The sequence below is a fragment of the Halolactibacillus miurensis genome (assembly GCF_900116255.1).
In the GTDB taxonomy this organism is placed as follows: domain Bacteria; phylum Bacillota; class Bacilli; order Bacillales; family Amphibacillaceae; genus Halolactibacillus; species Halolactibacillus miurensis.
The window spans coordinates 56327-76076 of record NZ_FPAI01000008.1 but is presented as its reverse complement, the minus strand read 5'-3'; the positions used below and the strand labels follow the sequence as shown (position 1 = coordinate 76076).

General features: G+C 39.7%; 15 protein-coding genes and 1 riboswitch. Of the genes, 7 read left to right on the top strand and 8 right to left on the bottom strand.

Going from position 1 to position 19750, the window contains the following annotated elements:
* Positions 1 to 50 precede the first annotated feature (50 nt).
* From BM390_RS06985 to BM390_RS06960, 6 genes are all read right to left on the bottom strand, one after another.
* Positions 51 to 1847 (bottom strand): heme NO-binding domain-containing protein, encoded by a 1797-nt coding sequence (locus BM390_RS06985; RefSeq protein WP_062322742.1) that lies wholly within the window; start codon positions 1845 to 1847, stop codon positions 51 to 53.
* A gap of 276 nt (positions 1848 to 2123) precedes the next feature.
* Entirely contained in the window at positions 2124 to 2414 is a 291-nt protein-coding gene (locus BM390_RS06980) for an MGMT family protein (protein ID WP_089853740.1), read from the bottom strand.
* A 19-nt stretch (positions 2415 to 2433) separates the two neighbouring features.
* Complete coding sequence (locus tag BM390_RS06975) at positions 2434 to 2967, bottom strand: DNA-3-methyladenine glycosylase I (RefSeq protein WP_062322740.1); 534 nt, start codon at positions 2965 to 2967, stop codon at positions 2434 to 2436.
* 185 nt (positions 2968 to 3152) lie between these two features.
* Positions 3153 to 4121 (bottom strand): G5 domain-containing protein, encoded by a 969-nt coding sequence (locus BM390_RS06970; RefSeq protein WP_177220658.1) that lies wholly within the window; start codon positions 4119 to 4121, stop codon positions 3153 to 3155.
* Between the two features lie 53 nt (positions 4122 to 4174).
* Positions 4175 to 4636, bottom strand: coding sequence for a GNAT family N-acetyltransferase (locus tag BM390_RS06965; RefSeq protein WP_089853733.1), 462 nt, complete (start codon positions 4634 to 4636; stop codon positions 4175 to 4177).
* Between the two features lie 229 nt (positions 4637 to 4865).
* Complete coding sequence (locus BM390_RS06960) at positions 4866 to 5840, bottom strand: hypothetical protein (RefSeq protein WP_089853730.1); 975 nt, start codon at positions 5838 to 5840, stop codon at positions 4866 to 4868.
* A 123-nt stretch (positions 5841 to 5963) separates the two neighbouring features.
* On the opposite strand from BM390_RS06960, the gene BM390_RS06955 reads away from it, so the two are divergent.
* The 4 genes from BM390_RS06955 to pfkA all read left to right on the top strand — a co-directional run bounded on the left by BM390_RS06955 (position 5964) and on the right by pfkA (position 12125).
* Complete coding sequence (locus tag BM390_RS06955) at positions 5964 to 8213, top strand: putative bifunctional diguanylate cyclase/phosphodiesterase (RefSeq protein WP_062322733.1); 2250 nt, start codon at positions 5964 to 5966, stop codon at positions 8211 to 8213.
* Between the two features lie 21 nt (positions 8214 to 8234).
* Positions 8235 to 9260, top strand: coding sequence for a TIGR00341 family protein (locus BM390_RS06950; RefSeq protein WP_062322731.1), 1026 nt, complete (start codon positions 8235 to 8237; stop codon positions 9258 to 9260).
* 74 nt (positions 9261 to 9334) lie between these two features.
* Positions 9335 to 11056: a putative bifunctional diguanylate cyclase/phosphodiesterase gene (locus BM390_RS06945; RefSeq protein ID WP_062322728.1), complete on the top strand. Its 1722-nt coding sequence runs from the start codon at positions 9335 to 9337 to the stop codon at positions 11054 to 11056.
* A 112-nt stretch (positions 11057 to 11168) separates the two neighbouring features.
* Positions 11169 to 12125: a 6-phosphofructokinase gene (gene pfkA / locus BM390_RS06940; RefSeq protein ID WP_371859885.1), complete on the top strand. Its 957-nt coding sequence runs from the start codon at positions 11169 to 11171 to the stop codon at positions 12123 to 12125.
* 122 nt (positions 12126 to 12247) lie between these two features.
* Here the strand turns inward: pfkA and BM390_RS06935 are convergent, their stop codons facing one another.
* The gene (locus BM390_RS06935; RefSeq protein WP_062321384.1) at positions 12248 to 13252 is read right to left on the bottom strand and encodes a Gfo/Idh/MocA family protein; all 1005 of its coding nucleotides are present in this window, start codon (positions 13250 to 13252) and stop codon (positions 12248 to 12250) included.
* A gap of 99 nt (positions 13253 to 13351) precedes the next feature.
* Positions 13352 to 15127: a methyl-accepting chemotaxis protein gene (locus BM390_RS06930; protein ID WP_089853723.1), complete on the bottom strand. Its 1776-nt coding sequence runs from the start codon at positions 15125 to 15127 to the stop codon at positions 13352 to 13354.
* Between the two features lie 171 nt (positions 15128 to 15298).
* On the opposite strand from BM390_RS06930, the gene BM390_RS06925 reads away from it, so the two are divergent.
* The 3 genes from BM390_RS06925 to BM390_RS06915 all read left to right on the top strand — a co-directional run bounded on the left by BM390_RS06925 (position 15299) and on the right by BM390_RS06915 (position 19659).
* Entirely contained in the window at positions 15299 to 16174 is an 876-nt protein-coding gene (locus BM390_RS06925) for a RimK family alpha-L-glutamate ligase (RefSeq protein ID WP_177220657.1), read from the top strand.
* Between the two features lie 117 nt (positions 16175 to 16291).
* Positions 16292 to 16379, top strand: a riboswitch (cyclic di-GMP riboswitch).
* 164 nt (positions 16380 to 16543) lie between these two features.
* A complete protein-coding gene (locus tag BM390_RS06920) occupies positions 16544 to 18343 on the top strand; it encodes a sensor domain-containing diguanylate cyclase (RefSeq protein WP_089853721.1) in 1800 nt (599 codons plus the stop codon).
* A gap of 41 nt (positions 18344 to 18384) precedes the next feature.
* Positions 18385 to 19659: an ABC transporter substrate-binding protein gene (locus BM390_RS06915; RefSeq protein WP_089853717.1), complete on the top strand. Its 1275-nt coding sequence runs from the start codon at positions 18385 to 18387 to the stop codon at positions 19657 to 19659.
* Positions 19660 to 19750 lie beyond the last annotated feature (91 nt).

Here is a 19750-nt window from a genome sequence, read left to right as displayed (position 1 = left end):
TATAAATTAGAAGGATGTTTTTAATTAAATTCCATTAGGAGTGAGTCACATTAATAATGATACGTTTGTAGTTCTTGTTTAAAGGTTTGAGTTAATTGTTTAAACTGATCGAGTTCTTGTGAGAGTTTTTGAATCTCCATCGTATATGTTTGAACGCTCGCACTCGCTTCTTCGGTTGAGGCTGAGTTTTCCACCGCAATAGCGGCCAGTGATTCCATCGTTGTGAATAGTTGTTCGATGGCTTTTGTTTCTTGTTCTAACTGTGATGTTGTGTCCATCATCTTTTCAGCAATGGTATCAATGGATTGATAAGAGTTTTCCGTTTCTGAGATTGCATCGCTCATCGTCTTTGTTTCAATTCCAATTGCTTGGAATTGATCAGTCAAATCGTTGACCATCACATCTAAGTCAGCTAAAAATGAGCCGAGGTTTGTTTGAATAGCTTCAGCAGCACCATTTGATTCCGTCGCTAATTTTCTGACTTCCTCCGCAACAACAGAGAACCCTTTTCCCATCTCACCAGCTCGGGCAGCTTCAATCGAAGCGTTTAAGGCAAGGAGATTCGTTTGTTCAGCGATTGACGTGACAACAGCGGTAATCTTCTCAATTTCTTTTCCTTTTTCTTTTAATGAAACACTTTCGTTTTTAACGCCTTCAAATACGCGTAAGGATTGGCCAAGTGCCTGTTTTGTTTGGTTAAGGTTAGAAAAGGCAGACTTGATTTTCTTCATTTGTTCAGTCAATAAATCACGGCTGTTTAATTCGGCAGCGGTAATATGTGTGATGGATGAAATATTACTCTCTAAGCGACTGACACCTTGTTCAGTTTCTTCTGCTTGTGTTGTACTTGTTGTTGCCAGTTCGTCAACAACTTGTCTAATATCGCTACTCGTTTCACTCATATTGTCTGAGATAGTGTTTAAGTCGAGACTAAAGTTCTCGAGTTCTTCTGTCATACTCATAAAGCTAATAAAATCTTCGCTTAAATTTAGTTTGTATTGGTTAATCGCTTCATGCAGTTGTTCGAGTTCATCTTGACCGCTTTTCATCGTTGTCGTCACGACAAAGGCTTTATTATTAAGATCTGTTAAGTTATCACGAACCGCTTTGATTGGTCGGATCGCTTGATTTATACCAATTAAACTAAACACTCCAAATCCGACAGGCAACAGATAAACGGAAAAATCGAACGTCTGTTGGAGAAAAGTTAACATAAACGCTCCAACCGTTAAGAAAAGGCTTACTTTAATATCAATTCTTTTAATAACGCCTAATGAAAGGAGTTGTGAGAAGCGATAAGTTTTTTTCTTTCTAATTTCATATGGAAAGGTAAGTTCTAGTACCATTTCACCTGGACGCCGTTCAGATTCTTTTACAGTCACGTCTTCGTTAAAGTGCGCTTGTGCACCAATCAGCAACCCGTGTAAATAATCGTACATATTACGTTTGGATCGATAGGTCAGTCTAGCTGTTTGCGGACCGATTACTTCTAAATCAAGGCCAGGTGGGTTAGAGCCCTTGATCCGTTTCCTTACTACTTGGTGGACATCATTCATTGAGCTAAGAAATTGAAATAAATTATCCTTTTTAAAGAATGAGCCAAACCCTTGATAGAAGGAAGTGATATTATCTTCACCAATTTTCAGCCAAAGATCCTCTGTCGATAGTTGTTGATCATGTGCGACACGGTCTATGAAGGTGAAAATTTTATCGTCTTCAATGTTGTCAATCGGGGAAATAGTTTTATTTGGATCAATACCTGAAGCTTCTAAGCGGGGGTGAATAAATTCTTTGGAATAGGCACGTGTTAACGTGTTAATCCATGTTTTTACGACTGTTCCTTTCATATTGTTCCTCTTTTCTGTTAAATACTAAAATAGTTAAGTCTATTCTATCAGAACTTTAGTAACATGTCGCATATTCTAAGTCGAAATACATGAAAAAATTACAAACAGTGTCGTGATTATAAGATAATCCCACTAATTAAACGAAAAAGGATATAAAATTCATCGTAAAATGTCATTATCATGTCATATGTCCTATCATAATGGGAAAGAAAAGAAAATTAACAAAAAACCGTCAACAAGCGTAAGGAAGGCTTGTTGACGGTTTTTCTTTTGTTATTAAGTTTCTTTTGTTTTAATGTGACCAGTTTCTGAAATGATTTGGCCCTCTCGTTGTAATTTTTGGATTTGTTTACGTCTGAGATCAGGGTCTTTAATAGAAATATGTCCGCCTTTTCCAACGACACGGTGCCAGGGCAGGGTCTCTTGTTGGCGTTTTATAATCCCGCTCACAGCACGGGCTGCGCGCGGGCGTCCGGCGAGGACGGCCACATCCCCATAACTGATCCATTCCCCTGGTTTAGTATTCGACACGATGTTTATAACCGCTTGTTTAAAATCTGATGTCAAAAGATCACCACCTTACGTTCTAATTAAAATCACATGCCTCATCATGATCATTAATGAATCCCGTCGCTTGAAAAAAACTGTATAAAGTTGTTGGACCGACAAACTTAAAGCCATCCCGTTTCATCTGCTTGGCAATGTGCCGTGATATATCAAGGTCTAGACGCGGATCATTTAACTCAAAGTTCGGTAATTGTCTATTGATTAATACTAGTAAATAATCATAAAATGATTGATTTTTTTCTATTTGAACAACAACGGAAGCGTTCTGAATGACGGCTTCAAGCTTTTTCTTATGACGGATAATCGAAGCATCAGATAACCATTTTTCAATGTCGTTACTAGTAGCCATTGATAGTTTTTCTAAGTCATAATGAAAGAATACCTGTTTAAATGCCTCGCGTTTTTTCAAAACAGTTAAAAAAGATAGACCTGACTGCATCAATTCTAAAGTTAGTGATTCGAATAACAGATGTGTCGTTGTTTTATGCTTTCCCCACTCGTTATCGTGGTAGGTAATATAAAGCGGGTCATGGTTTACCCAGTGGCAACGCATAGGATCATCCTTTCTCATGAAAAACTATTTTAAACTACTCATGACACAGTAAGTTGTCACCTTATATTGCCCGGGAAATATCATAATTTGTCGGTTGTACTTAGGTTACTTCTTAAAGTATCTCATCCCTCTAAAAAAGCCCTACAACAATATGAGTGATATTTTGCAGGGCGTGTATAATTGATTTACTCTTCTGTTGTTACAGGCTTAGTTCCAATGTGAACAACTTCATCCTTGGGTTCTCTAGTGACTTCGCGCTTTATTTCTTCAGTTTTTATCAATGTGGTAACTTCGTAAGTCTCTTTATATGTGATGGTTAGAATACCATTTTCACCTTCAGTCACGAGTTTAATGACGCCTTCGTTAAGATCAGGGTTATTAATTTCAATCAATTTATGATAGATAATTTCAGTTTCTGTACGTGACTTCGTTGTGGTTTGAGGTTTCTCGTTCTTATCACTTGTTTCGTTCTTATCTGTTGAAGGTTTTTCGTCTTCTGCTTTATCAGTATCTTCTGTTGAGTCCTCCTTGTTTGGCGTCTCTTTATCAGATGTACCAGAAGAACTTGGTTTGTTAGTAGAACTTGATGGTTTATTCGTTGGATTGTTATCTGGCGAAGATGAGTCATTTGTTTGCGATGACTCATCTAAAGATGTCACTTCATCTTCTTGTTCATCTGATAATTCACCTATATCTTCAGATAGGTAGTTCGGATTCACAAATCCAAAAACATCATCTGATTGAATCGAGACCCATTCAACGTCATCTTCACCATAATCAAATTGGTCAAAGGTTATGGTTGCCCCAACTAATACGTTGTCACCCATAAATAATGTTTTCACAATATCAAAGGCCGTGCTTGGTCCAGTACGTAAATTTAGTGAGGTGGCGTTAATGTACATTTCTTTTGTCGTCGTGAAAAGTTGCGCTGCTGCGGCATCATCCAACGGGAAGGAGAGTGGTTCTGTACTTGATTCTTGGTCTTCTATGGTTAGCGAGTCTGTTGGTTGATTTGGCACGAATACTTCTTTATGAGGTGCATCTTGTGACTCATAAAAACCAAAGGTTTGTTGCTGATTAACGATAATTAAAATAGCTAATATTACAATAGAAAGAATGCTGATTCCCCAAACAAATATTGATTGTCTTTTCATTTTTTTCTCCTTTGAATCGTTCCTATTCATTGTTAGTACTTAATGATTAGTCGTTATAGTTTTTTTACGAATAATAACCGGTCGCGAGTAGGGATACCATGTTCCGATAGTGGCGTAGGATAATGAGTGAAAAAATCTGGTTCTATGTCTACTAATCTAAAGCCTAGCTTTTGATAAAAGGCAATATTGTCGATGCTTGAGTTAGCTGTACCAACGATCATTTCACGATAACCTTTTTGTTTGTAAAAATCGGTGGCTTGTTGAATGACGCTTTTACCGTATCCCTGATTTCTAATGGTCGATTTAATCGCTATGTTTTTTAATTCAACCGTGCGGGGCTTTGGAAAGGTAAAAAGACTAACGCCGATGATGCGTTGTTCGCGCTTAATTAAAAACAAATCCCCGTTGTTTAAATATTCTCTTACGAGTGCTTCATTTGGGTCTGCTTCAAGTAATAGGGGGAGATGTGGCTCCCGTAGATCTGTTGGGACCGCAATAATTGAAATAGAACTCATAAATCAACCTCCTAGAAATTCTGATTAATTAAAGTGTATCATGTTTTCACTTTAGTTAGTAAAAAAATCCGAGAATTTATGAAAAATATGACTATTTTTAATGGATTAACATAATTTTTGTCCTGTCTATGAATGACTAGAGCTATCTTACGACTGCGCTTATAGATGGTTGATGGTCATAACTAAAAAACAAGAGCCCATTCGAGGCCCTTGTTACATTTATCTTAGACTATTCGTTTAATTTTTTGACATACTCTTTTAGCCGGTCATTAAAAGCGATCACGATGTTTTTTGGGAGATCTTCTTGTTGTTTTTTTTGTTGTTCATCTTGCTGCAATAGTTTGATTGCTTTTTTTGTTTCTTCATTAATCTTATTATTTAATTCAGCGATCTCGCTCGCATAATCATCGTCGATCGTGTTTTTAATAAACGTCCCATATAGGTCGATGAGCTCATCACCTTCCCGCGTTGGAAAATGCTCATGAGGCAACGTGCTATCGAAGATCGCCAAGTCAAGTTCGCGAATAATGACCATGTCTAAGCTATCAGGATCAAACCCGCAGTGGTATACTTCGGTTTGATAGCCCTCACTTCGTGCGGCTTGGGCTACTTTTTTCAACGCCGTTGACTTTCCGGTACCTGCGCGCCCCTTAATAAAATAACGTCTAGATACATTCTCAGTTAACTTAGGAATGAAATCAATCGTACCATAAGCTGTGGTGGAGCCTAAGAAACGGTGGAAGGTGATTGGTTGACCGCTTTTTTCTAGATCAGTGCGAGGGGGAATATGTTCAGCAATAAAAGTTGTGACGAATTGATTAAGTAAGTTAAAATCAGTCGCTTGCTGATAAATGGCTTCTAAATCATCATGTAAAACGAGCCCTGATTGTAAAGCTTGATAGTAAGATGCTCTAATGTTTTCGTTAATAACTCTTACCGGAGTTACACATGCGCATCGTTTCGTCCGGTTAATAATGGCCACTTTTAACCGAGGGTTGAGCGGGTCGAGTAAGCACTCAATAGTATCAGGTATTGATGACTCTTTTTCCCACGCATGTAAAATCTCATCTAACATTCGACTTGCTTCATAACGTGTCGGTTCATTGATTTCAACAATTTTATCAATGCCCTGTAGTTGACTTGATAAAAAATCGCGTCTTCCTTTTGCTGTTTCAGCCGCATGAAAATAAATTAATGATGACAAATTAACGCCTCCTCTTTAAAATAAAACGATTGAACATGTCTAGTCTATGCAAGAAAAGGGTAAATGTTGAATAAGACAATTCATCTAGACCTAAGGATGAACAGAAAGAAGGAGGCGGGGTGAATGGTCAAACGATTAGCTATACTTAATATGATGAGTGTCGTTTTACTACAAATGATTTTCTTCATCTATCATGATCAAACAACGGTGAGACAATTTATCGGTACGTTTCTACCGCTCATTCTCTCACTCCTAGTGATTGTACAGATCATTCGATTAGTCAAAACGAAACATATCGATGATGGACCGTTTTGGCTGGCATTATTCATCGCTATGTTATTTTATGTTGGTTCTTATCTCGTGTGGGCTTTCGACTTTATTCAAGGACAATTAGTTATCTCGACGCCATTATCATTTAGCCTGTGGATCATGATTTACCCCTTTATGTTTTACGCTATCATTTATAAAATCATTCAATTACGCAATAAAGAACATGTGTATCAATATCTCTTTCACATTATTACGTTCGTTGTCATTGTTTTTGCGATTGTGTTTCATTATGTATTTGAACCATTTGTTGTCGTAGGTGATATGACACTTGTTCGCTTTTTAGTGTTAATCCTAGAGCCGTTGCTTAGTGTGTTGTTAATGATTGCGGCAGTGGTCTTGTACTTTTTAACGATTGAATCAGAAGAGCGGCGTATTCATCTGTTTTTCGTTTCAGGTTTTTTAACACAGGCACTCGCTGAAATATTTTATGTCTTTCAAATGGTTGAACAGAGCTATGTCGTCGGACAGTTTACTGACGTACTATGGGTGTTTGCTTTATTAAATTTTTTAGCGGGGACGTATTTATCACGTCAACGTCCAGCTGAGGTCAGTTGGCGTCTGCTTAGGCTCGTCGATCATAAAGATAGCATATTGCCGTATATTTGGATTATTGGCTTCACTGTCTTTGTACGTTTGGTCGTTTCACCTATGCTGAATGCTCTCTCAATTGCCGTTGTTATCTTAATGTTAGTCTTAATTGTTTATCAGCTACTCGTCGTTCGACGGAATACAGAATTATTAAATTCTTATGAAAAGATTATGTATTTAACACCCTTAACGGGGCTTAGAAATAGAACAAGTTTAATGTATGATTTACCGCATATATTACATCGCGTGAAACGACTCCGTCAAACACTCGCGCTTGTTGTGATTAATCTTGATCGGTTCAAAAATATTAATGATGCATTAGGACGTGAGTACGGGGATGTGTTAATAAAGGAAGTCGCAAATCGATTGGCATTGACTATTGATCGACATACTGTGCTCTATCATCTTGGCGCGGATGAGTTTGTCTTACTTATTTACAATAAACAAAAATCACACCTCGTCGCCTTAATAGAACAATTATTAAAAACGATCTCTGAACCTGTTGACTATCATAATAAGCAGATGAACGTCACCGCAAGTATCGGAGTAAGCTTTGCGCCAACAGATGCGACGAAGGCTGAATCACTGTTTCAAATGGCTGAACAAGCGATGCACCAGGCGAAATCGTATGGAAAAAATCAATATTTCTTCTTCGATCGCAGCTTAAAACAACAACTTGATCGGCGGTTACTAATTGAGAATGAGTTAAAATTTGCGGCGAATCGCGGCGAAATTAGTGTGTATTATCAACCAAAATATATGTTGAATCCAGAAGAGCTGGTTGGCTTTGAAGCGTTGTTTCGTTGGCATCATGAAACGCTTGGGTTTATTTCACCAGCTGAAGCTATCCCTATTGCCGAAGAGACTGGACACATTAATTTAATCGGATACTATATATTGGATGAAGTGATGAGACAAGTTGCTCATTGGCAACACGTGTACGATTTTTACGAGATTGTCTCTGTGAATGTATCGGCAGTACAATTAAGACAAATGGACTTCTATCCGCAAGTGAAATACTTATTAGAAAAACATGGACTGAAGGGTAAATATATTGAACTTGAGCTAACGGAATCAGTGATGATGGAATTAACCGATGTGTTGCCGAAGTTAGAACAACTTAAGTCATTAGGGTTAAGGATGTCTCTTGATGACTTCGGGACAGGTTATTCTTCTCTATTTATTTTAAAAGAACTGCCGATTGATACGATAAAAATTGATCAATCATTTGTGCGTACAATCGATGATACGCGCAGCGCAAATATTGTCAAAACCATTCTCGATATTGGGTCAAACCTAGGACTTCAAGTCATCGCAGAAGGTATTGAAGACACCGGTTGTTTAACAACGCTCACTGAGCTCGGCTGTCTATTTGGTCAAGGGTATTATTTCGCTCGACCGATGCCAATAGAAGAAATTGATCATTATATAAAAAAATATTATATCAAGACATAAGCCTATGAAGGGGGAATTGTTGTGGAATTACAAATGATTGAAATCTATGTCCCCAATAACGATGTAGAAACATTTAAAGAAAAAGCAGAAGCATTTAAAGTGATCAATGTCTGGCGAACGCGGACAAACGATCAAATTAGTTTATTTAAAGTGCTCGTGGAAAAGCAATACACCGAAGACATTTTAGACTTTCTTGAAACCGAGCATGAATTCTCTGAAGAACTTCATGCCTTTTTATATGATATTTCAACGTATTTACCGCGGGTTGACGACGAAGAAGAAGAAGAGACAAAGATAGCGTCCGGAGAAGAAGAGGAAGAAGATGACAGTGTTGAGATTACCCGGGCCAGTCGTCATGAATTATACAATGTAGTAGAATCGGCCAGTCACTTTAGTGTGAATTATCGCTGGATGCTTGTGTTATCGAGTCTTGTCGCAGCCGCTGGACTGATTAATGATAGCGCCGCTGTGGTGATTGGAGCGATGGTGATTGCGCCTTTAATCGGACCGTTTACCGCCCTTAGTTTTGCGGCTTTGCTTGGTGACTTAAAGTTAATGCACCGGTCGTTGTTAACATCGACACTCGGTATTATCATTCCACTCGTGATTGCGATTGGGTTTGGTCTTATTTTTGATGTGCCTTTATCAAGTACGGAATTTATTTCACGAACAGAAGTCAGTATTATGGATATCATTATCGCACTTGCCGCGGGTGCTGCCGGGGCTTTATCGTTTGTTAAGCGCGTCTCAGAAGCACTTGTAGGGGTCATGGTATCTGTTGCCTTACTCCCGCCAACCGTTGTCCTCGGGATGACGATTGGGGCCGGTGAGTGGGGAATGGTCATTACGCCGTTATTACTTGTCCTTGTCAATATTCATGCGATTATACTTTCTGCTATTTTAGTTTTCTGGTTGACCGGTATTAAACCGATTAACTGGAAAGAAGTCCAAGTGGCGAGTGTATCAAGAGTAGCCGCTCTTATTTTTGTATCCATCGTTATTGTCATCTTGGCGGTAGTTATTTTCTTCGTATCACAAAACGTTTAAAGCATGAAAAACATATCGCAAATTTGTGAAACCTCTGATACACTAGTCCTATCGACATAAAGGGGAGTCGCAAGATGAATCATATCAATAAAAAAATGAAGCGGGCGTTTAGTTTTTTTGCTGAGCACGTTGAATATATGTGGCACTTATTTTTAAAAACGAACGATGCTTTAATCATTACCGATGAGGATGAAGTCATCGTTATGGTCAATCCATCTTATGAACTGATGACGGGTTATACTTTCGAAGAAGCGTTAGGCAGACGACCTAATATCTTAAAGTCGCACTTGACCCCGAGAAAAACGTATCAACAAATGAAAGCAGCCTTAAAAGAGAAAGGCTCTTGGACAGGTGAATTGATTAATAGTAAAAAAGACGGCACTATTTTTCACGCCGAACAAACCATTACGAAAATCACTCACGAACAGGAAACTTACTTCATTGGGATTATGCGTGATGTGACAGATAAAGTGGAACGACAAAAAGAAATCCATCAGTTAGCGTATTACGACCAGCTGACCGGACTACCGAACCATTTATATGCGAAAGACATGATTGAAAGTCAGTTAGCGGTGAATGATTTACCGTATGCGTTTATGCTGTTTAATATTGACCGGTTTAAATACATTAATGATGGCTATGGGCATGATGCAGGTGACCGGATTATTTTAGAAATGGCGAACCGGTTGTCTGATCTATTTAACGATCAAGGATTGGTTGGACGCTTTAGTGGTGATACTTTTATTGTCTTTATTCAGAAAGATATGGATGAAGCACAGTTAATGAATGAACTGCAACACCAACTGCTCAAAATGAGACACCATCCGTTTGAGATTGAGAATGATGCGCTTTATTTAACGTTAAGTGGCGGGGTGCGTTTTTCAACAGAAACAACCATTTCCGTTGAACAGTTGATTAAACATGCCGAACAAGCGATGTATCAAGCCAAACAAGAAGGACGCAATACCATTAGACTGTTTAAGCAATCGAATTCAAGTGAGTTACTGACACGTCTAGGTTTAGTACATGAACTCAATCAAGCGCTCGAGCAACAGGCATTTATCGTCTACTATCAGCCGCAGTATAGTTTTAAACAACAAAAGGTGACCGGTGTTGAAGCTCTTGTACGCTGGTGTCATCAAGAGAGAGGGGTGTTAACACCCTTTCACTTCTTAAATGAAGCAGAGGAGTTTGGCTTACTTAGTCAAATTGATCAGCTCGTCATGAAACAAGCCTTTAGTCAGACGAAAACTTGGCAAGATGAGGGGTACACGGAGCTTGAGGTATCCGTAAACATGTCGTATCATTTATTCAATCAAGTCAATGTTGTGGAAGTGATGAAGCAATTGATACGTGAATCAGGCCTCATGCCAGAATCTATTTGTATTGAAATCACAGAATCAATCGCATTAAATCAAGTGACGCATGCGTTTGACACGATTAAAGCTTTTCAAGCTCTTGGGGTGAAAGTGGCGCTTGATGATTTTGGTACAGGCTATTCTAGTCTCAGTCAACTCAGAAACTTTACCTTTGACAGAGTCAAAGTCGACCAAGCTTTTATACGTGAGTCAACCGGTGAGGATATGGATGCGAAATTTGTGGAAGCGATTATTCATATGGCGAAATTATTCGGTTTTGATGTCGTCATTGAAGGAATCGAAACATTTAATCAGTTAGTCTTTGTAAGGAATAACTATGCGGATAAAGCTCAAGGTTATTTAATTCAAAAACCAGTGTCAAAAGAACAAGTTCAACTTGATTTAAAGTTCGATGACAGAACCTATCCTCAGTCGTAATAAGTAAAACGCATCTTGTGAGTGGGATGTTTTTTTCTTTTATATTTCGGTGTGAACGTGATTAATGAGGCATCGGAAAGGGAAAAGTAACAAAGGAAAGGGTGTGGATAAGATGAAAAAAATCGCAATATTAACCTCAGGTGGCGACTCGCAAGGGATGAACAGTGCGATTCGTGCGGTAGTGAGAACAGGTTTACATCATGGGCATGAGATGTATGGTGTGAGACGAGGGTTTAAAGGTTTAATGAACGATGACTTTTTCAAAATGGCCTCACGAGATGTCAGTGATATCTTATATCGAGGGGGGACGTTTTTACAATCGGCACGATCGGAGACATTTAAAACGCCAGAAGGACAACAGGTAGCGGTTGACAACTTAAAAAAACGTGGCATCGATTATGTTGTAGTGATCGGTGGTGATGGGAGTTATCGCGGGGCACAGGCGTTAATCAAACACGGCATTAAAACGTTTGGCCTACCAGGGACGATTGATAATGATATTCCACTCACTGATTATACCATTGGTTTTGATACTACGCTGAATGTTGTTACAGATGCGATTGGTAACTTGCGTGATACGATGAGTTCTCATGAACGTGTGAGCGTGATTGAAGCAATGGGACGTCATTGTGGTGATATTGCCTTACAAGCCGGGATTAGTAGCGGTGTTGATGCGATCTTAATACCGGAAGTGCCATACAATTTAAATGATATTGCAGCAGAACTAAAAGCTGGCTTTGACCGAGGCAAATCTCACAGCATTGTTGTCGTCGCAGAAGGGGCTGGGAATGCTGAAGAAGTCGCAAAAGAACTTAAAGCGTTATCCGGTCTTGATACGCGGGCAACGATCTTAGGGCACATTCAGCGCGGTGGCACCCCGAGTGCGTTTGATCGTGTCTTTACGAGTCGGATGGGCCACCGGGTGATTGAACTGATTGATGAAGGCATTGATGGTGTCGCGTTAGGTATGGAGAAAAATGAGATTACTTATCATACGTTTGATGAGATTTTTGCGGGTGAAAATACAATCAATAAAAAAATGTATCAAGTGTTTATGGATCTTGTTTAACATCTTAGTATCAACGTTATGAATATATCTCAGGGGATATACGAAAAAGCACCTGCCAGTGGCCGGTGCTTTTTCGTTGGTTAAGATGATTAAAAGCTTCTATCTGTCTTTAGTGAATGAGGTTACTCATCATTATCAATCGTAACGGTTTCGTTATGTGTAAATGATGCGGTTGTTGATTCTAAGACACGCATATTTTGGTAACTGTTTGTCAGCGTGTTTATGGGCTCTTGATTGTTTAAAATGGCATACGAGATATGTTCTGCTTCATCTCGATATAGGTCATTCATAAAGGTTTCTGTTTTTGTATACGTATTTGTCTGTAGAATAACTTCACCAAGTCCCCCGTGATTATCTGGTCGATAGGCGTATGGGACCGTAATCATCCCTTCGGTACCGATAACTTTATAGGCGTTTTGATGGAAGTGATCGAAGCTACTTGTTAAAGAAGCGGTCACGCCTGACTTGAACGTGTAATAGCTGACACTTGTTAAGTCAACGCCTGATGCTTCATCTATCACCGCATCACTTCTAACGGAAATCGGTTCTTCGTTTAATATATACCGCATCGCATGAACGTTGTAACTTCCAACATCATACAAACTGCCGCCACCTAATTCTTTTTCCATCCGGATATTACTGTCGCGGTCGGCTAAATAGAAAGTAAAGGTTGATTCGAAATGTTTGACCTCACCAATCGCGCCTTCTTCAATAAGTGCTTTCACGCGTTGGTGTTGTGGATGTAACATATACATAAAAGCTTCCATGATCATGACATCATTATCTAAACACGCTTGCTTAATTTCTAGTACGTCAGTACTTGATAAAGCCATCGGCTTTTCAACAAGGATATGCTTTTTCTTATACGCGGCACGTATGGCCCATTCTTTATGCAGGCTGTTTGGTAACGGAATATAGACCGCATCAATCGTCTCATCATCAAGTACTTCATGATAGCTATCATAGGCTTTTTCAATCCCTAAAGCCTCAGCAACTTCTTCCGCTCTTCCGCTTAAACTCGAAATCGCCACAACTTCTGCATTTTCTGCGCGCATAAATGCCGGAATCACATGATTTTGCGCAATACTTGCGGTACTTAAAACTCCCCATCTGACCTTTTGTGTCATAGATGATCCACTCCTTTAGTAAGAATCTTTCTCATATACACCTTTCCCTTTTTAAAGAAAATAAAACAACCACACGACATTGTATGGTTGTTTATCCGCTTATAGTTTAAAGTGGTTCACATCTTCTTCCAGTTCTTTAGAAAGATGACGTAACTCGTCGGCACTACGTGAAACTTCTTCCATTGAACTGCTTGTTTCTTCGGCTGAAGCGGCCGTTTCTTCAACGGCGGCGGCTGATTGTTCAGAAACGGCCGCGATATCATCGACCGACTTTTGCATATCCGCGGTCTCTGATTTGATTTTTGATAAATCATTGACAATTCGATGAACATTCTCAACCATGTCGGTAATCGATTGCTTAATCGTATCAAACGCCTGACCGGTATCGGTCATTTGGCTAGAGCCTTGTTCTACGGCGTCATATCCTTTATGAAGGGAAGTTGCGACACTTTTTGATTCGTTTTGAATCGCCTCAATGATTGAGGTAATATCCGTGACAGACGCCCCCACTTGTTCAGCTAGCTTTCTCACTTCATTCGCAACGACCGCAAACCCTCGACCTTCTTCACCAGCACGCGCCGCTTCGATGGCGGCATTTAAGGCAAGGAGGTTTGTTTGTTCTGAAATAGCTTGAATCACTTCAACAATCGATCCAATTTCTGAAGCTTTACTTTCTAAGCCTTCAACTTGATCAACGGCTTCTTTGACGATGGCTTCAATATGTGTCATCTGACGGATCGAATCATGTACTTTTGTCGTGCCATCATTAGACAAGGTTAACACATGGGTTGAGCGTTCATCAATGTCACTGGCATCATGTGTCGCATTAATCACGTATTGATTAAATCGTTCCATCGTCATGGCTAAGTCACTGGCACTATTAGCTTGTGTTTCACTGCCACTTGAGAGCTCTTCCATCGTTGCGGCAATCTGTTCACTACCTTCTCGCACTTGTTCTGACGCTTGAGATAAGGTGCTAGATTGACTGGCGACTTGATCGGTCGCGCGTTTTATATCCAGTAACATTTTTCGGGTGTGTTGTTTCATTTGATTGACACTAACAGCCAGTTGTTTAAATTCATTGTCGCCCTTTATGTCAACATCCTCTTCTGTAATCACGCCATGCGCGAGCTGATCCATTTCTTTTGAGACAGTCGTTAAATTATGATTGATATTTCTCACGAAATAAAAGACAATAATAAGACCAATGACAATCGCAACAGCGACGGTAATTAAAGAACTGATTAAAATCTCGGTCCGAACGAGACTGGCAAGTTCAGCCATATCAAAATCAAGGCCAACAACACCTACGGTTTCACCATTACGTATAATGGGACGGGCAACGGTAATGATGGAACGGCTTGTGGCCGTATCGATATAAGGGCTTGTCCAAATCGTATCATTTTCAGCGACGGCTGTTTGGTACCATTCGGTCTCTCGCGGGTCATACTCAGACAGGTCAGCATCTGGAATGCTGTGGAGATAAAGGGCACCGTCAGTTGAACCGATAAACAAGTTGACGATGTAGTCGTCACCTTTAGCTAAGTCTGAGAGTGTTTGTTGGTAATAGCTCGTTAAGGCTGGATCATTTACTTGTGGCAACTTAGACAGATCAATGGATGAATCAGCCGATCCCTCTGTTGCCTCCAATTGAAAGTCTTCACGGTTACTGAAGGCTTCTATTTTATTCTCGTAGTCAGTAAAAGTATCCTCAAACCGGGAACCGAGCTGGGCCATTTCTTCTTTTTCAATAATCGCTCGTTCAATAATGGCGGTGTTCTGATATGAAATAAAGCTAGAAATAGCGACGGGTAAAATAAGCAGTAACATCATAAAAGCAGGTAATAAAAATTTAATTTGTTTAACACGTGACATAATGGTCTTCCCCTTCTGCATGTAGTTTTTTATCTCTTTACTGTATATGTCGTCAGCAGGAGCGTAAATGTGAAGAACATTGACTTGAAAAAGTGAAAATAAATCAGATTTTTCAGTCTCTTTTTCCTTGAATATCACAAGTTTAGTTAAATATTGAAAGGATGGATCGAAATGAATGGGTGGTTAATTTATAATGGTAGTCTAAAGACAGAGAAGTTTCAACAAGTGCATACCCGTTATCTTAGACAGGCAAAAAAACAAGGCATCGAGCTCACGTTAAAACGAAACGATGAGGTGATGGTGTTGCTAGGAGAGGCGCATCTGTCGCTCACTCAATTAGAAAACATTGATTTTGTCTTGTTTCTAGATAAAGATGTGTTACTTGCCAAACAATTAGAAGCATTAGGTCTACCGATCTTTAACACGAGTCAGGCGATTGAGCAGTGTGACAATAAAGGTTTGATGCACCATGTGCTTGCGACTAAAGGCATTCGGCAACCGAAAACCATCGTCGCGCCGCTCATTTTTCAAACAGGTCAATCTTTTCCAGAGGCGTTCTTAGACCGAGTCAAAGAGACACTCGGATTTCCTCTGGTCGTGAAAAAAAGTTTTGGTTCCTTTGGGGAAGGGGTATATTTAGTTGAAACAATGGCGGCTTTAAAGCAATACAGCGAAGCATTAAAACATACGCCACATCTGTATCAACAATATATCCAATCAAGTCATGGACGTGACATAAGAATTCATGTGGTAGGTGACGAGGTCGTTGCCAGTATGTTACGTCAGTCAGATACAGATTTTAGAGCGAATGTCACTAATGGCGGAAAGATGTCTGTTGTAGACGTACCAGACGACTTTAAACGACTAGCCATTGAAGCGACACAGGCACTGGGACTTGATTTTTCGGGTGTGGATTTATTATTTGACCAAGATGAACAACCGGTTGTATGTGAAGTAAACTCAAATGCGCATATAGAGAATATTTATCATGCGACTGGGATAGACGTGAGTGAAAGGATTCTCACGCATATACTCACGCGTGTTTAAGGCGGAAGATGATTATATTATGACAATGGTGTGACGAGTTAAGACAAATTTCGCGACATAATACTTAATAAACACCAAAAAATAGTGGATTTTTTTGTACATTATGTTACGATAAGACTAGGATAAAGGCAAAACTATTGAAAAATAGTGACGCAAAGCTTCAGGTCTTCGGTGCATATTGTACCATGACGGCTGGGTTACCGATATAGTCTCATTACCGGTTTTGTCGATCCTTTCTTTGGGTCGGCTTTTTTAATGGTGTTAAGTTCTTTAGACGTCATTTAAAACTTCAAAAAGTATAGTGAAACAAGCCAATCTAATAGATTAACGCGTAAGCGATGCAAACTAATAGGAAAAGAGGTGGGCAGTATGCGAATGACGGGCATGTGGAAGTTTATGTTGCTGTTGTTATTAGGGATTGTGCTAAGACAATGGGATGTTCAAGTATCCTATAGTCTGTATCTCCCCCTTTATTTCTTCGTACCGATTTTAGCTCTACGTTTATGCCGGCTTCAGTATGCTGTTGTCTTAACAAGTCTATTAAGCATCCTATTTATCTTCATGGGAGACCCGATCATTTTTCATTTGATGATGGTTGTTCATGTGTTTGTGATTGGTGTGCTTTACGAGCGCTTCCGTCGCAATTTATTTACTTGGACGATTGCGTATACGCTCATCGGTTTCGGTGCGAGTTATGTCGCTGTCCAACTACTTGTCGACTCGAATAGTTTAGAATTATTGTATAAAGTAGAAGTATTATCATATTGGTTAATGCTCCTATTTGTCAGTCTGTTGACGGATGTGTTATTTTTAATCCTTCCTCAGTTACCATTGTTTAATCGATTACCGATCAAAAGAGAACCCGTACGCTTTAATGAACTTATTTTTATGGGGGTCAATCTTGTTGCAATCCTCCCGCTCATCTTAATCACCATTGTCCAATCAATGTCTTTAGAACATCAAATGTTGATGACCTTTGATGACCGGACAGAGGCCTTGGAGTCTGTGCTGACAGAACAAATCAACCGTCTTGACGAGACAGAAATCCAGCGGCTAGAAATTGGTTCGGCTATTGATCGGGGACGTTTAACGGAAGTGATTGATCGGCACATTGGCACAAGAGAAGAATATATCTACATATTAAACACCGGTGGTCAAGTGTTTCTTCGCTCATCTCTATCTGATCAATTCGATGTGTTTAATCAAACGTTGTCTAAAGGGGTCATATATCAACCGAATGACGATCGTCATGTTTGGCTTAGTCGAAGAGGCATGACACCGAGGGATTGGTATCACGGTTATGTTGTGAGTGAGTTGACGGTATTAAACCGACCCGCCTATTATTTCATTCGTATGGCGGATGCTGTTGTTGAACAAATGAAAGCGATTTATTATTATCATATCCTGATGTTGATTGTCTTTCTAACTTCATTTGTCATCGGTCTTTTAAGTGAACGGGTCTTATTAAATCAAATTGAAGGCATTACTCGAATGGCCGATCAAATACCACGTCGCATGATGCATGAACATCCGACCCAAATACCATCGACCCGCATATTAGAGGTGAAAATATTAGCTGAGCGTCTCGCAAAAGTTGATAAACAACTGCGGCGTATGTTTAAAGAATTAACGAATACGAATCGTGAACTCAATGAAAAAACGTCAGAACTCAACGCCTCAAGGAAAGAGCTGTATCATGTCGCTCATCACGATGCACTTACGGATTTACCGAATCGCCGGTTGTTTTATCATACACTAGAGAAAAAAATTGACCGTGAGGATAGTTTTGCCTTGTTTTTCCTTGATCTGGATGATTTTAAAGCAGTGAATGACCGGTACGGTCATAAAGAGGGAGATACGCTGTTAAAGCGTGTGGGTGATCGTCTGAAAAGTTTAGAGACAGAGTTTCCCGTTCGATTTTACCGATTAGCGGGTGACGAATTCGTCGCCATTTTAAAACGTGATCATCATGAAGATGTCGCCTTTTTCACAAAGACGTTAAAAAAGACGTTTAGCACCACGTTTTATATTGCGGGAGAAGAACAACAGATGAGTGTAAGTATTGGTCTGAGTTTAATGCCGGAAGATGGCTCAACATTTGAAGAACTGCTGCATATTGCAGACCAATCGATGTATGAAGATAAAAAGGTTTCTAAAGGAAAAGAATAAAACGCAGCTTATATTTGGAGGCAGAAGGGAAGGGATCGGTCATGGCTAAAGGTTGTCGACTTGTTTTGTTTATCTTATTAACCATCACCCTTGCCGCATGTGAACAAAAACCAACAGATTACGAACCCATAAGCGTTTCAGCTAATCCTTTAGCAATGCCAGCGGAGGATGAGACGTTACTCATCTGGACAACGGCAGATATACTGACCGGTTCAATGGATTACTTTTTTGAGAACGAAACGGATATGAAACTTGAACTAGAAGTGATTAATCCGGCAGAAGTCGTAGACCGTTATTATGAAGCATTGACGTATAAACGTCCGCCTGATTTATTTTTTATTCCCGATGAATACGTTGGTTTGTTTTCTGAAATTGATGGGCTTGTTGATTTTAATGACCTTATTACGGAACATAGTTTGTATCAAGACTTACCGCGTCCATTAATGGACCGCTACATTAATGTAGAGGGTGAGCGTTACGGTGTGCCGCTGACTTACTTTCCATACGTTACCTACTACCGGCACGACTTGTTAGAAAGTAACGGGTTTCCAAGTGAACCTGAGGCGTTAGCGACCTACATGGAAACAAAAGCGAATTATTTTACGATGGCCCGTACATTTGTCGATCAAGAAAAGTTCATCTTCGAATCCAATCAGGCGTTACTGCAACTTGGGTTAAGGACGCATTATCCATTCGATGACAACTATGTCTATCAGTTTGATACCGGATCATTTGAGCAATTGATTGATGTTGTGTCTTTATTTTATCAAGCCGATATTAGACCAGAGAGCTCGATTTGGTCTAGTCACGGCCAATACTTACTACAAAATGATCAATTAATTATGTTCCAAATGCCGACGTATGGCACCGCTCATTTAGAACGTTGGGTGCCAGAACAAGCAGGGAAGTGGCGCATGACACAGCTACCGCTGGGGCTAAACGGTATTGACCGGGAAGGGTCAATGGTCGCCTTAATGAGTGAGAAAAGTCATTATCAAGACACGGCCTTTAAGTTACTTCAAGCGATGACGCGTGATCAAAACTATCAAGTACTCAATGAATCAAGTCACCGTATGCTAGACCAAGAGAACTTGACCAGTTATTATACGGATTATTTAAACGAAAGTATGACAGGACGCCCTTCAATGCTTGACTTATATGCCAGACGTCATTGGTACAATACGATGTTTGATATCAACAAAGGCGTAGAAATGACGCCACTACTATTTAATAAAACACATGACCGGTTAAAAGAAGAAATAAGGTTGGATCAACGAATTCTCATTGACCACTTTGTCAGTGAAGCTAGTGAATAGGTGAATGAGAAGCTTCCATATGAATGGAGTCATCATCGTTTTGTACCCATTTGAGTAGCGAAGTTTAAACGTATTTAAGCAAAAAGTGAAG